Origin of the sequence: Faecalibacterium duncaniae, assembly GCF_010509575.1 — a bacterium.
Taxonomy (GTDB): domain Bacteria; phylum Bacillota; class Clostridia; order Oscillospirales; family Ruminococcaceae; genus Faecalibacterium; species Faecalibacterium duncaniae.
In genome coordinates this window covers 2,613,029-2,625,762 of record NZ_CP048437.1, presented here as the reverse complement: position 1 = coordinate 2,625,762, position 12,734 = coordinate 2,613,029, and the positions used below count along the sequence as shown (strand labels likewise).

General features: G+C 56.2%; 12 protein-coding genes. 6 read left to right on the top strand and 6 right to left on the bottom strand.

Translation table 11 applies throughout. The features are described from left to right. The first annotated feature begins 282 nt into the window (after positions 1-282). Positions 283-768: a transcription elongation factor GreA gene (gene greA, locus GXM22_RS12580; RefSeq protein WP_005935367.1), complete on the top strand. Its 486-nt coding sequence runs from the start codon at positions 283-285 to the stop codon at positions 766-768. Between the two features lie 19 nt (positions 769-787). After that, a complete protein-coding gene (gene lysS, locus GXM22_RS12575) occupies positions 788-2,299 on the top strand; it encodes a lysine--tRNA ligase (RefSeq protein WP_005935370.1) in 1,512 nt (503 codons plus the stop codon). Between the two features lie 344 nt (positions 2,300-2,643). Here the strand turns inward: lysS and GXM22_RS12570 are convergent, their stop codons facing one another. Continuing rightward, positions 2,644-3,312: an alpha/beta hydrolase-fold protein gene (locus tag GXM22_RS12570; RefSeq protein WP_050762817.1), complete on the bottom strand. Its 669-nt coding sequence runs from the start codon at positions 3,310-3,312 to the stop codon at positions 2,644-2,646. Positions 3,313-3,431: 119 nt separating this feature from the next. On the opposite strand from GXM22_RS12570, the gene GXM22_RS12565 reads away from it, so the two are divergent. Beyond that, positions 3,432-4,223 carry an AraC family transcriptional regulator gene (locus GXM22_RS12565; RefSeq protein WP_005935380.1) on the top strand — a complete coding sequence of 264 codons (792 nt, stop codon included), beginning with the start codon at positions 3,432-3,434 and terminating at the stop codon, positions 4,221-4,223. Between the two features lie 25 nt (positions 4,224-4,248). On the opposite strand, the gene GXM22_RS12560 is transcribed toward GXM22_RS12565, so the two are convergent. The 3 genes from GXM22_RS12560 to GXM22_RS12550 are packed head-to-tail and all read right to left on the bottom strand — an operon-like array spanning position 4,249 to position 7,082. Continuing rightward, positions 4,249-5,298 carry an ABC transporter substrate-binding protein gene (locus GXM22_RS12560; RefSeq protein WP_005935382.1) on the bottom strand — a complete coding sequence of 350 codons (1,050 nt, stop codon included), beginning with the start codon at positions 5,296-5,298 and terminating at the stop codon, positions 4,249-4,251. Positions 5,299-5,336: 38 nt separating this feature from the next. After that, positions 5,337-6,095: an ABC transporter ATP-binding protein gene (locus GXM22_RS12555; RefSeq protein ID WP_005935386.1), complete on the bottom strand. Its 759-nt coding sequence runs from the start codon at positions 6,093-6,095 to the stop codon at positions 5,337-5,339. Then, on the bottom strand, positions 6,096-7,082 hold the full coding sequence (locus GXM22_RS12550; protein WP_050762819.1) for a FecCD family ABC transporter permease: 987 nt from the start codon (positions 7,080-7,082) through the stop codon (positions 6,096-6,098). A gap of 698 nt (positions 7,083-7,780) precedes the next feature. On the opposite strand from GXM22_RS12550, the gene GXM22_RS12545 reads away from it, so the two are divergent. Continuing rightward, positions 7,781-7,972, top strand: coding sequence for a hypothetical protein (locus tag GXM22_RS12545; RefSeq protein WP_035394857.1), 192 nt, complete (start codon positions 7,781-7,783; stop codon positions 7,970-7,972). A gap of 126 nt (positions 7,973-8,098) precedes the next feature. Here the strand turns inward: GXM22_RS12545 and GXM22_RS12540 are convergent, their stop codons facing one another. Next, positions 8,099-9,661 carry a helix-turn-helix transcriptional regulator gene (locus GXM22_RS12540; RefSeq protein WP_005935398.1) on the bottom strand — a complete coding sequence of 521 codons (1,563 nt, stop codon included), beginning with the start codon at positions 9,659-9,661 and terminating at the stop codon, positions 8,099-8,101. 32 nt (positions 9,662-9,693) lie between these two features. Further along, positions 9,694-11,019, bottom strand: a complete 1,326-nt coding sequence (locus GXM22_RS12535; protein ID WP_035394859.1) for an ABC transporter substrate-binding protein — start codon at positions 11,017-11,019, stop codon at positions 9,694-9,696. A gap of 406 nt (positions 11,020-11,425) precedes the next feature. Here GXM22_RS12535 and GXM22_RS12530 point away from each other — a divergent pair, with 406 nt between their 5' ends. Both GXM22_RS12530 and GXM22_RS12525 read left to right on the top strand, forming a co-directional pair. Beyond that, complete coding sequence (locus GXM22_RS12530; RefSeq protein WP_005935404.1) at positions 11,426-12,055, top strand: twin-arginine translocation signal domain-containing protein; 630 nt, start codon at positions 11,426-11,428, stop codon at positions 12,053-12,055. Between the two features lie 77 nt (positions 12,056-12,132). Further along, positions 12,133-12,723 (top strand): twin-arginine translocation signal domain-containing protein, encoded by a 591-nt coding sequence (locus tag GXM22_RS12525; RefSeq protein WP_005935407.1) that lies wholly within the window; start codon positions 12,133-12,135, stop codon positions 12,721-12,723. Positions 12,724-12,734 lie beyond the last annotated feature (11 nt).

Below are 12,734 nucleotides of genomic sequence, written 5' to 3'. Positions count from 1 at the left end.
AGGGCCCCCCTATTAGCGGGGGCTGTCGCTGAAAGCGACTGGGGGGTTGCCCCCATAACCTAACCATTCTCTATTCCCAAATAACCTGTGGAAGCGCCCTGCCGGGGAACCGGTGGGGCGCTTCTGCATAGGGGCGGGAGCCGAAACCGCCGCTTTTTCCGCTCTAGCGCCGTGGTTTTTATTGACAAGCTCCCGGCTTGCTATTATAATAGAACAGTCATAATAGCATTCGTGCGCGGCTTTGCGGCTGCGTCAATCCAATAGACAAGGAGAAGATCCAAAATGGCACAAGAAATCAAGATGTCCGCTTCCGGCCTGAAGGCGATGCAGGACGAACTGGAATACCTCAAGACGGTCCGCCGCAAGGAGCTGGCCGAGGAGATCAAGGAAGCCCGCAGCCACGGCGACCTTTCTGAGAACAGCGAGTACGATGAAGCCAAGAACACCCAGGGTCTGGTGGAGAACCGCATCACCGAGCTGGAGCAGATGGTCAAGAACGCTGTGATCATCGACGAGAGCGAGCTGAGCGTGGACAGCGTTGCTGTTGGCACCCACGTTTCCATCAAGATGATCGGTGACGATGAGGCCGAGGAGTACGATATCGTTGGCCGCACCGAGGCTGACCCCATCAACGGCAAGATCAGCGACGAGAGCCCTGTGGGCCACGCTCTGCTGGGCAAGGCCGTGGGCGAGAAGGCTGAAGTCCTGCTGCCCTCCGGCCAGATCGTCGAGTACGAAGTGCTGGCCATCACCCACGCCGCAAACTGAGCCTGAACGGGAGGAAACCATGGAAGAGCAAAAGAGAAACCCCGCTCAGGGCCTGTCTGAGAGCGAGCAGGTGCAGGTGCGCCGCCAGAAGCTGGCCGACCTGCAGGCTGCCGGAAACGATCCCTTCACCCTGACCAAGTTCCCCCAGGACGCATACTCTGCCGACCTGAAGGAAGAGTTCAAGGATCTGCCCAACGAGACCGACAGCGGCAAGCAGGTCGCGCTGGCCGGCCGTATGATGTCCAAGCGCGTGATGGGCAAGGCAAGCTTTGCCCACCTGCGCGATGACAAGGGCGATATCCAGCTGTATGTCCGCCGCGACGAGCTGGGCGAGGAGGCCTATGCCGCCTTCAAGAAGCTGGACGTTGGCGATATCATCGGTGTCAAGGGCGAGGTGTTCCGCACCAAGACCGGCGAGCTGAGCGTTCGTGCCACCGAGCTGACCCTGCTGGCCAAGAGCCTGCGCCCCCTGCCCGAGAAGTTCCACGGCCTGACCGATACCGAGATGCGTTACCGTCAGCGCTATGTGGACCTGATCGCCAACCCGGAGGTGAAGGATACCTTCGTCAAGCGCAGCCAGATCCTGAAGGAGATCCGCGCCTATCTGGACGAGAAGGGCTTTTTGGAGGTGGATACCCCCATCCTGACCCCCTTTGAGATCGGTGCCTCCGCCCGTCCCTTCTACACCCACCACAACAGCCTGAACATGGACATGGTGCTGCGCATTGAGACTGAGCTGTACCTCAAGCGCCTGATCGTGGGCGGCATGGACCGCGTGTACGAGGTTGGCCGCATCTTCCGCAACGAGGGCATGGACCCCAAGCACAACCCCGAGTTCACCAGCATCGAGCTGTATCAGGCCTTTACCGATTTCCACGGCATGATGGACCTGGTGGAGGAGCTGTACAAGCGCCTGGCCCTCAAGATCTGCGGCAGCATGGTCATTCCCTATCAGGGCAAGCAGATCGATATGAGCCACTGGGAGCGCCTGACCATGGTGGAGGCCGTGAAGAAGTATTCCGGCGTGGACTTCAACGATTGGAAGTCCGACGAGGATGCCATTGCCTCTGCCAAGGAGCATCATGTGGAGCTGCCCGAGGTCCCCACCAAGGGTGCCATTCTGGCCGAGTTCTTCGATGCCTTTGTTGAGGACAAGCTGATCCAGCCCACCTTTATCTATGATTATCCTGTCGAGATCAGCCCGCTGGCCAAGCGCAAGCCGGACGATCCCGCCTTTACCGAGCGCTTTGAGTACTTCATCGACTGCACCGAGTACGGCAACGCCTTCAGCGAGCTGAACGACCCCATCGACCAGAAGGGCCGCTTTGAGCGTCAGGTCGCCGAGCGCAAGGCCATTGAGCCCGACTGCAAGGCTCAGGTGGATTACGACTACGTCAACGCTCTGGAGTACGGTCTGCCCCCCACGGGCGGCCTGGGCTTCGGCGTGGACCGCCTGGTCATGCTGCTCACCGACAGCGCCTCCATCCGCGATGTTCTGCTGTTCCCCACGATGAAGCCGATTGAGCAGTAAAATGCAAAATTAAAACGCAGATACGATGAAATTATGAACAGATTTCAAGCGACATCTGCGGTACTACACCACAACTACACCAATTTTGGGACGTTTTCCCGAAAAAGAGCCTTACAAAGCGGTGTGGTGTAAGAAGTGAATAGACGGATTGGTGTAGTAGGTACACCGAACTCCCAAAACGAAGATACGGCAGCTATGTTGCGAAAAACAACGTAGCTGCCGCTTTTTGTTTCATATAAGGATTTTATGCTACCAATCGGCGTTCCCTGCGGTTAAATCAGCTCGTCGCTGGTGATTATAAAATGCACCTTGATTCAGCATACGCCAAAATTTACGCCAATGATTCATAGCACACGTTCCACCCAACGCAGTGCAGCGTTAAGACGCTCACTTTGCCGGTCATGATGGCCGTAGTCATCCAGCACAGTTTTAGCTCCACATGTCGCTTGCAGGGCAGTGTGGACTCGTTGGGCGTAGCTATAGGCATCACACAGACGGTTGTTGTGGCCTTCGCCCTCCCGGATACCATTTTGCAGATAAACCTGTGCGGAGTAGTTTTTGGGGACATGTTCCTCTATGAAATCGGCAACACCCGGATACCAGAACGACCCACAGAGGGAAAATACTGCAGCAAAGGCATCTGTTTCCCAGAGACTCATGGTTGCAGCCAGACCGCCCAGCGAATAGCCGCCATACGCCAGTTTTTCCGTGTCAAGGGCGTATTCGTCTATAAGCGCCGGGAGAATTTCGTTGTTCAGTTCTCGATGATATTGTCCTAGCTGCCCGCCAAAATCCGGTGTGCCCGGTCGAAAAGCCGGTTCTGGCCACGGGGTATACTCTGAAAGTCTGTTATTGGGGTATACCCCCACCAACACTGCTCGTTCCGTGCGCAGATTCAACTGCTCAATCAGTTCCCCATCGTTGAGTAGGATTGCAGGATTTTTGCCTTTGCGCAGTCCCTTTTCCGGGAACCGGGCTCCAATTCGATGTGAACCGAGGTTTAGAATATCCATCCATAACCACCCTTTTTTGTCAATTATTACGCAGTGTGGGGTGCTCCCCACATAGACAAACGGTAGCATTTTGTGCTATATTAGCATTAACTAACCGCTTTTGCACAAAGGAGCTCCCAATGAATCAAATATCCGCGCTTCCTAATCCGCTGGAAATTTTATTTCAGGAATACAATCAGGGCCGAATCGAGTCTGTCGGCTTCCGCAGCTTTACCCTGCACGCTGGTGAGAGTAATAGCTACCGCACCCTGAAAAGTGCACTGATTGTTCCGGTGTCGGGTCGGGCCATCTTCTCATTTGAGCACGAACCCTTCATTGCCAAGCGAGGACTATTCCTGCACGGATGTCCCGACAAGACCCTGACCATTTCGGCCTTGGGCGAGCAGGATTTCCACTACATCAATATGTACTACGAAAACGACCGGCCTTTGCTGTTCTCCCACAAGCTCAAAAATCCGGAACAGACCTTTTCCATTCTGGAGCAGATCCTAAAGCTCCACCCGGACGCTGACATCCGCAGTCAGTACCAGCAGGAAAAGCTGACAGAAGAGTTCTTCGCCCAGATTTTTGCAGATTTTCAGCCCGAGGAAACTTATAACGAGAGCCAGATTATGAACATCCTGCTGGATTTCATCGCAGAGCACTATGCAGAGCCGCTGACGCTGGACGCACTGGCCGAGCAGGTCAATGAGAAAGCTGGACATGTCAGCTATCTCTTTTATAAGTACAAAAACATCCGTCCCATCGATTACCTCATCAATTATCGTGTCCGAATAGCCACTGAGCTTTTGCGTTCCGGCGACTACACTGTGACACAGGCCGCTCATGAGGTCGGCTACCGAGATGCCTGTTATTTCAGCCGCATTTACAAAAAACGGATGGGCTTTCCGCCCACCCGTATTCTGCCATAACCGAAATTTTTGATTTCAGGTTCCGTTAAGATGCACTGTACATGAAGTTGTACAGGGTCTCAGCAGAATCGATGACCCGTGCACCGTAGTCCATTACGTCATCATAATCCATCTCGATGACCTTCTGGTTGGCGATGGCGGGAACTTCCTGCACGACGGCGTTGGAGGTCAGCTGCTCCACCGCGTCGGCATCGGTGGCACCAAAGCGATCTGCGCGGACGTAGACGATGATATCCGGGTTCATGGAGACCAGATTCTCCAGAGTCAGGCCGTTGCCGCCCTTGTCCAGAACATTCTCAGCGTTCAGGGCATTCAGCATACAACTGCTCATCTTGGAATTGAAGGCCACGAAGGTGCCATCGGTGTAGCCAGCCATGAGCAGAACCTTCAGGGGCTCTCCACTCTGGCCGCTGACCTTGTCCATCAGCGCGTCGATTCTATCCTGCAGCTCGTCAGCGTAAGCGTTTGCAGTCTCCTGCACGTTGAAGATCTCGCCGATGTTCCGCACATCCTCTACAATGTTATCCAGCGACTGATCAATGGAAGCGCTAGCCAGCTCAGTGTAGACGGGAATGCCCAGCTCCTGATAGGACTGGACAGTGCCGATGCTGCTTTCAGTGAACATCAGGGGACCCTTGCCAAGGATCAGATCCGGCTCCGTGGCAAGGATGGTCTCCTTGGAAACAGACTTCTTATCGCCAAGGCTGTTTAGAGATGCAACCTCATCGGCGATGTCGCCTTTCAGGGCATTGTCATTATCGAACACGCCGACGATTTTATCCTTGAGCCCCAGCTTGATGAGCAGCTCAGTCATGGACAGCTGTGTGGACAGCACCTTCTCCGGTGCATGGTCGTAGGTCATATCCACAGCATTGCCATCAGCGTCATAAATCTGCAGGGTCAGAGGGTAGGCAGTCTCCTCAGCGGAAGAAACGATGCTCTCGGCCACCGATGAAGCCACCTCAGAGGAGGCGGCAGCAGACGATGCCACAGAAGATGCGGTCTGACCACAGCCAGTGGTCAGCATGACGGCTGCCAGTGCCGCGGCAGCAACACTCAGGGTTTTCTTTTTCATAAAGGTTCCTCTTTCTGCGGGGTACTCCCGCGTTTTTGTTATAGATATTGAATCATCAGTCTTCCGTTGATTGGGCTGGGGTACACACAGGCTTCTACATCAAAGATTCGGCGCAGATTTTCGGGGGTCATCACCGCTTGAGGCTGGCCCTGCGTTACAATTTCGCCTTGTTTCATCAGATAGAGGTGGTCGCAGAATTGTGCTGCAAGGCTCAGATCGTGCAGCGCTGCCAGGACCGTGATCTGCAAATCTTTGATGATTGAAAGGATTTCTAACCGATAACGGATATCCAGATGATTTGTCGGCTCGTCGAGGATCAGGATCTTGGGTGACTGGGTCAGCGCGCGGGCCAGAACCACCCGCTGTTTTTCACCGCCCGAAAGGGACTGGAAGTTCCGGTCGCGGTAGCTTTTCATGCCTACCTTGTCCAGTGCCTCCAAAGCCATCTCATAATCCCGCTCTTTTTCCTGCTCCAGCAGGGAGTGAAACGGATACCGTCCCATCAGGGCGATGTCCAGCACGGTATAGTCAAAATTGATCTGGTTGAATTGTCCCATCACCGCCATGTTCCGCGCCAGCTTTTTGCCGGAAAAGTGTGTGATGTCCTCGTCATCCAGACGAACGATGCCGCTGTCCATCTTTTGTGTGCGGTAGATGGAGCGGAGTAGAGTGGTCTTGCCGCTGCCGTTGGCACCCAGCAAGGCTGAGAATTTCCGGTCCGGCACCTCAATGGAGAGATGCTGTACAATTGGTTTGCCGGAAATCGAAATGTTTACATCTTTCGCTTCCAGTCTCATTCAATTGCCTCCAAATCCATATTTTTTACGCACCATCACATAGACGAAGAACGGCGCACCTACCAAGGCAGTGAAAATGCCCACAGGCAGCTCGGTGTTGGGAATCAGACTGCGGGCGATGGCATCCACCCAGAGCATGAACAGTCCGCCGGATAATGCCGCAATCGGCAGTAGTTTTCGGTGGGCTGTGCCGGCAATGGCGCGGGAAACATGCGGGATGATGAGCCCAACAAATCCGATAGTGCCGCAGACCGATACAAGTGCACCGGTCAGCACCGAGAGCACCAGCAGGTAAACCAACCGACACCGAAAGGTGTTGATGCCGATGGTGGAAGCTGCTTCCTCGCCCAACATCAGGCCGTCCAGCGTCTGCGCCTGCGTCCGGAAAAAGACTGCTGCCGCCAGCACAATCAGTGTGATAAGGCCGATGTTTTTCCATCCGGCGCGGGTCAGGGAGCCCATTGTCCAGAACTTGATGGACATCATACCGTCCGAATCGCCTGCTACCGCAATGATAAAGTTGGAAAATGCTGTCAGCAGTGCATTGACGATCATGCCGGAGAGGATCAGCTTGACTGAGGTGGTTTTGCCATCCGCCGATGAGAGAGCCAATACGAGGAAGCAGGCACCGCCTGCTCCTACAAAGGCCCAGAAGCCGGAAATCACGCCCAGCCCCAGAAAGAGCGAACCAGTGGCTCCCAGCGTTGCACCTGCCGACACGCCAAGAATATATGGGTCTGCCATTGGGTTTTGGACAACTGCCTGCATCACGCAGCCACAGAGCGCCAGCCCGCTTCCGGCCAGAAAGCCCAGAATAATTCGGGGCATTCGGATCTGCCAGACGATCTGTTCAAATGCCAAAGATACCGAGGTGCCTGTGTCTGTCCCGAACAGGTGCCGAAGCAGGATCGATAGTGTATCTTGTACCGGAATGCGGACTGCTCCCATGCAAAGCGTAATAATTGCAGAAACAAGCGTTAGAATCATCAATAGAATGATCGTCAGTCGTGTCTTTTTCATATAGAAATTACCTTCTCAAGTGGTTCGAGGTTAGCTTTGACTACCTGCAAAGTATTTTACAGGCTGCTTGCAGATTTGTCTATGGACAATTCTTTAAAGAATGGACGATTCTTAAAAACCGGATAGCCAGATTACTTTTTGTCAAGAGGGTAGGCGTCGTCCAGCCCTCTCTCTTTTTGCCAAAGTTTTCCTCGCCTTTTCTTGCAAGCTGCCGAAAGTGACGCGTTCTCAAAAGTTCGCGTTTGCGTAGCGCAGCAGAGCAATGAAAGCCCCAGTGGGGCTTTTAAGCGGCAGAACGGTCTTGCGCAGCAAGATGGAGGGGCCTTGCCCCGACAAGTTCACGTTGACACGGCTCGATTTTTGTGGTAATCTATCCCAACAATTTAATATAACATATTTATCTTAGAGTTCCAGCTCGGCTCCCGAAGGAGTCGGCGCAAGTTTTTGACTTTCTTATCGCTACATAACGAACCCGAACCAAGGCCATCCCGGAAGGGATGGTTAGGTTCAGGTTGTTGTGTGGCGATTTTTTATTGCCAGATCCAGCACCGCACCTTGAAAACCGCATGACCGTCTGCATGGGATACCCGGCGATGACCCCGCAAGGGAGAGCCTGGAAACGCCGCCGAGAGGGGGCAGGAAATCCATGCAGGGAGAACGGCAGAATGGTGGACACCATGCCCCTGCGGTGTGAGATCTTCGAGATGATGCGTGAATATGTCGGAGCGAACCTTGCCAAGAAGGTCACCAATGTGGTAGATGTGCTGAAACTGGCGGCACAGGTGGAGGACGGCCATGAGGGCCTCCACCTGTTGATGGTGGATCCCCACATCCCTGCCGGCGCAAAGCTGTACTAAGCTGCCGGAAGCGTCCCCGGAGCGTCCGGAACCTAGAATCAATATAAAAGAGCCGCTGCACCTGTGTGAGGTGCGGCGGCTCTTTTTGCATCTTTTCAGCGAAAGCTGCGGCGCGGGAGCGGCGGTTCAGCGGGCCTTTTTGGGGCCGCTTTCATCCGGGGCGGAGTCGGGGGCGCTGTTGCCGCCGGAATTCAGGATCGCGGCAAACTGCTGCAGCTGCTTGAGGGAGCTGACCCCCAGCTTTTCGTAGATGTTCTTGTTGTGGAAGCGCAGGGTGCTGTCCTTGATGTCCAGCTGCTCCACGATCTCCCGGGAGCGCAGCCCGGCCACATAGCCGTCAAAGATGCGGCGCTCGGTCTTTGTCAGGTTGGGGATGCCCTCCAGAAAGGTCTGGAAGGCATCGGGGACGGATTCGTTGCGGCACACGTCTGCCAGCCGGGAAAGCTCTGTCTGCATCTGCTGGCGCTCCATCTGCAGCTCGTCCATCCGCCGCCGGGACTCCCGCCGGTCCTCCTCAAACTGCCGGAACGCAGGCGAGAGGATGTGCTGGTGGAAGTACATGCAGCAGAACACCACAAAAAAGAGGATGAACAGGCCGATCAGCAGCATTTGCAGGTTGCCGGAAAAGATCAGCCTGCGGTAGTCCGTCATGGGGATGCAGACGGCCAGCCGGTAGGACTGGTTCTCGCTCAGGCGGCAAAGCTCCGAGATGCCTGCATAGGCGCTGTCGGAGCCGATCAATTGGGTCAGGCTGCCGCCCATGCTGCGCAGCACCAGCGTGTCCCGGGGGGCGTGGAAGTAGCCGTCGGTGGTGCCGCTGCTGAGGGCGGCGCTGGCGTTCAGCCCGCTGTCTGCCGGGGCAAGCAGGCAGATCAGGTGGTCAAAGCCGGTGGGCTGGGCAAAGTTCTGCTTGAAAAAGCTCTGGCTGATCTCAAAGCCGCACAGCCCGTACATGGTGCCATCGCGGCCCCGCAGGGGCAGCAAAAACAGCTGTACCTCCTCCGAGGTGCCGGGGAGGCTGAACCGCTCCGTCAGCGTATAAGCCTGGTACAGCGGGGTGCTGCTGGGGGTCATCCAGCGGTCGTAGTCCGGGAACTGGTCGGTTTGGAATTCCATGCGCCATTTGCGGTGGGGCATTACGCTGTGGGTCTTGCCCACATCGGCGCTGCCGCGGTAGAGCAGCAGGGGCACGGTGGGGGTGTCGGCACCGCCTTTCTGCACATAGAGCCCGGCGCGGGAGTACCCGGCCCCCTCCATGCGGGTATTGACGGTGGCATCCAGCAGCACAAAGGCACCGGAGCAGCTGGTCCGGCGCAGGCTGCGGCAGAGCGGCTCGATCATCTCCTCCTCCAGCGCGTTCAGCACCTCGGGGGAGTCGTTCAGCTGGTCAAAGGTCATCTCCCGGCTGGCAAGCTGCCGGTCCACCAGAGCGCCCATATCCTCAGAGAGGTTCACGCCCATGACCGCCAGCTGGTCAAAATAGCGCTCCATATCGTTCTGGAACACCGAATACTGGATCTCCAGGCTGCGGGTGGTGTCCTTTTTGGTGTTGTGCAGGCTGGCAAACAGGAACAGCGCCGCGCCAAAGGTCAGCAGCAGCAGCGCAGCCAGCAGCAGGCAGGGCCACAGCAGCCGGGAACTCATGGAGCTCTGGCGGATATTCTCACGGTGCCGGGCAAAAAAGTGCATCAAAGTTCCCCCTTTTTGGCTGTGCTGCGGGTTCAGGCATTGTCACACAGCAGCTGCCAGGTCTCCTCGGTCAGGGCTTCCAGCGTTTCGCCGTTGGCAAGCCGCTGGGGGTAGTCCTTCTGGCGCAGGCTGTCGTACAAGGCTTTTGCCTTGGCGTGGTACCCCACGATGCCCGGCTCGGACAGGGGGGTGTTCTGGAGACGCATCTCGTTGTAAACATCGTACAGCCGCTGGTAGCTCTGCTGCTCGAACGGATAGTCCGCAATGGCATCAAAGGCGGCGCTGGATACCGGCATATATCCGGTGTCGGCGGCAAATTCCAGATTGCGCTGCTGCTCGGTGAACCAGCGCAGGAACACAGCGGCGGCTTCGGCCTTCTGGTCGGTGGTCTTAAAGGCGCACAGGCCCACACCGGCCTGCGGCATCAGGGGCGTGGTGGTCCCGGCGGCGTGGGGCAGGGGAGCCAGCAGCAGGTCGGTGGGCTCGGTGGTGTTGTCCGGGTAGGTGACGAAATCATTATAATAGAGGATGGCCGCGGAGCTGCCAAGGCCCGCCAGCGTTTCGCCGGTCATCACCTGCGTGTTGGAGTACAGGTCCGAGATTAGAATATCGCCCTGCACCAGCCCCCGGGCAAACTCCATCCACGAGGTACGGAAAGCTTCATTGGTCAGGTCGTACCAGCAGTCCTTGTATAGTTCGCCGCTGCCCTGTTCCAGCGCGTTCAGCTCCACCAGACGCAAGGGGTAGTCCAGCGCGCAGAAGGGCTTGCCCTGCGACCACTGCCGGTAAGCGGCGGCCATCTCAAAAAAGCCGTCCCATGTGGCAAGGGTGGAAAGCTGTGCCCCGGTATCCGCCGCAAATCGGGCGTACTGGGAGCCGTTGAGGAAGATGAGCTGGGTGGATTTGGACACCGGGAACACCACCTGCCGCCCCTCAATGATGCCGTCCTGCACAAAGCCGGGCACATAGGCCGCCATGTCCTCGGCGGTGAACCAGTCGTTCCAGTCCACAAGGGTCTCAATGCCCAGTGCGCTGGCATCCGAGGGGTGGGCCGAGAACAGGTCCGGCAGATCCAGCGCGCCGGGTTTCCCGGCCTTGGCATCCTGCAGCTGGCCACCGATGGCGGCGCTGTTGGTCATGTTGGTCACATTGAGCAGAATGCCCTTCTCCCTGCCCACGGTGTCGTTGAACTCGGTGAGCAGGCGGTTCATGGGCGAGTCTGCCTGTTCGCCGTACACATGCCAGATGCTGAGCATGGTGGGGTCCTTGGCAGAGAGCAGGGTCTTGCTGCCGCCGCAGCCCGTAAGAGCCAGACCGGGGAGAACTGCCGCAAGCTTCAAAAATGTCCTTCGTTCCATGTTCGTGATTCCTTTCCGCATTTTGCAGCCAAGGGGAAAACCGGCAAAAGAAGGGCCGCAGCGGCCTGCCTTGGCGGGCAGCCGCCCCAAATCCCCCCAATTTTGGGCTTTTTGGGGGGATTCTTTGCGGGGAAGGCCCAAAATCCCCAAAATTTATTTTCAAATTGCCCCCCAAAAACGGCTTTTCTGGGGGGGCAATTTTTTTCCGGGTATGGTACAGTACAAACAGAAGAGGTCTCGCACCGGTGCAGAAAGCCTGTCGCTGTGCACAAAACGTGTCGACGGGCAACTGCGGATTCTATTCATAAGGATAGCATAAGATGGAGCGGACTGCAAGTACCGAGAACCCCACGCCCCACAAAGCCCCCCGGAAAAACAGGGGGGGACCAACAGAAAGGAGCACCCCATGAAAGAGATGAACAGACGCGCATTCCTCACCCTTACCGGCGCAGCCGTTGTGGCGCTCTCGCTGGCAGGCTGCGACGGCGAGCCCTCCGTACCTCCCGCACCTCCCGCACCTCCGGCCTCTGAGAGCAAAGAGCTGGCCCTGTTCAAAGCCATCAACGAGGTCTGGTATGAAGTCAACAAACAAGTAGCCCCCAATCCCAAACTTGATATCTGCAAGTCTGTGGTCTACTGTCAGGAGGCTGCCGACCTCGCAAAGTTTACAGCCAGCCCCTTTGAAACCTATGACCCTGAAATGGACGAGGAGGATTTCCGCAAATGGAACCTGCCTGATGATGTATTCTACGACTACAAAGACCGTGAGGCTGAAATGATAGCGGAAATCGATAAAAAATATGGAAGCGGAAGCTATCGGGGGACTGGGGGAGTTTCTAACAGCACCCATGACGGTATGCAATTAACGAAACTGTATCCTCATAGTCAGAGCGAGGTCAGGGAGTTTGTGCGGTATCTGGCCGGGCCTGGACTGGTGAGTCCGCATCCCGAGCAGTGGATGATCGGGCTCTACTGCCCCACCATTAAGGGCAAGACCTATGCGGTGGCGGTAATGGTAAACTATTCACAGCACTGAACCGGGGCAGGGATGCACGGACTTCCCGCAAATCCCGAACCGTAATCTATAATATACTGTATTGAAAGGAGCACCCCATGAAAGAACTGAACAGACGCGCATTCCTCACCCTTACCGGCGCAGCCGTTGCAATGATGGCACTGGCCGCCTGCGGCGACGAGCCCTACGCACCTCCCGCACCTCCCGCACCTCCCGCACCCACTACGTCCAAAGAAGCCGAGCTGGTGGCAGCCATCAACAAGGTCTGGAAGGAAAAGTACGATGCAAAGGCGGTTGTCCATGAGCAGCTGACCCTCAATCAGGATGCGGTGGGTGCCATAAGGTGCTACGGACGTGTTTTTGAAGAGGCCAACGAGACACCGCATACGTTGAAAGACCCTGACCACAAGATCATTTTTGGGGAACTCAATGGACTTGAGGACAAGATACTGAACAAGTATGGCAAGGACAGTTTGGCAGGTATGGCCGGAATCTCCGAACCGTCTCCCGATATGGTGGTGGCTCTGGAGGATGCGTATTCTTGCGAGGATACTGCCGTTCGGACTTTTGTAGCAAAACTGCTGAACAATTCTAATAGCGCCAAGGCAGAGTTCATCAGCATCTACTGCCCGGTGGTTCAGGGCAAGACCTACATGACCGCTGTTGTGTTCCGAAATAACAAGGCATAAGATAACCAGAC

Coding starts and splice junctions, on each gene's coding strand:
- greA (WP_005935367.1), top strand. CDS start 283: ATGGCACAAGAAATCAAGATGTCCGCTTCCGGCCTGAAGGCGATGCAG.
- lysS (WP_005935370.1), top strand. CDS start 788: ATGGAAGAGCAAAAGAGAAACCCCGCTCAGGGCCTGTCTGAGAGCGAG.
- GXM22_RS12570 (WP_050762817.1), bottom strand. CDS start 3,312: ATGGATATTCTAAACCTCGGTTCACATCGAATTGGAGCCCGGTTCCCG.
- GXM22_RS12565 (WP_005935380.1), top strand. CDS start 3,432: ATGAATCAAATATCCGCGCTTCCTAATCCGCTGGAAATTTTATTTCAG.
- GXM22_RS12560 (WP_005935382.1), bottom strand. CDS start 5,298: ATGAAAAAGAAAACCCTGAGTGTTGCTGCCGCGGCACTGGCAGCCGTC.
- GXM22_RS12555 (WP_005935386.1), bottom strand. CDS start 6,095: ATGAGACTGGAAGCGAAAGATGTAAACATTTCGATTTCCGGCAAACCA.
- GXM22_RS12550 (WP_050762819.1), bottom strand. CDS start 7,082: ATGATTCTAACGCTTGTTTCTGCAATTATTACGCTTTGCATGGGAGCA.
- GXM22_RS12545 (WP_035394857.1), top strand. CDS start 7,781: ATGGTGGACACCATGCCCCTGCGGTGTGAGATCTTCGAGATGATGCGT.
- GXM22_RS12540 (WP_005935398.1), bottom strand. CDS start 9,661: ATGCACTTTTTTGCCCGGCACCGTGAGAATATCCGCCAGAGCTCCATG.
- GXM22_RS12535 (WP_035394859.1), bottom strand. CDS start 11,019: ATGGAACGAAGGACATTTTTGAAGCTTGCGGCAGTTCTCCCCGGTCTG.
- GXM22_RS12530 (WP_005935404.1), top strand. CDS start 11,426: ATGAAAGAGATGAACAGACGCGCATTCCTCACCCTTACCGGCGCAGCC.
- GXM22_RS12525 (WP_005935407.1), top strand. CDS start 12,133: ATGAAAGAACTGAACAGACGCGCATTCCTCACCCTTACCGGCGCAGCC.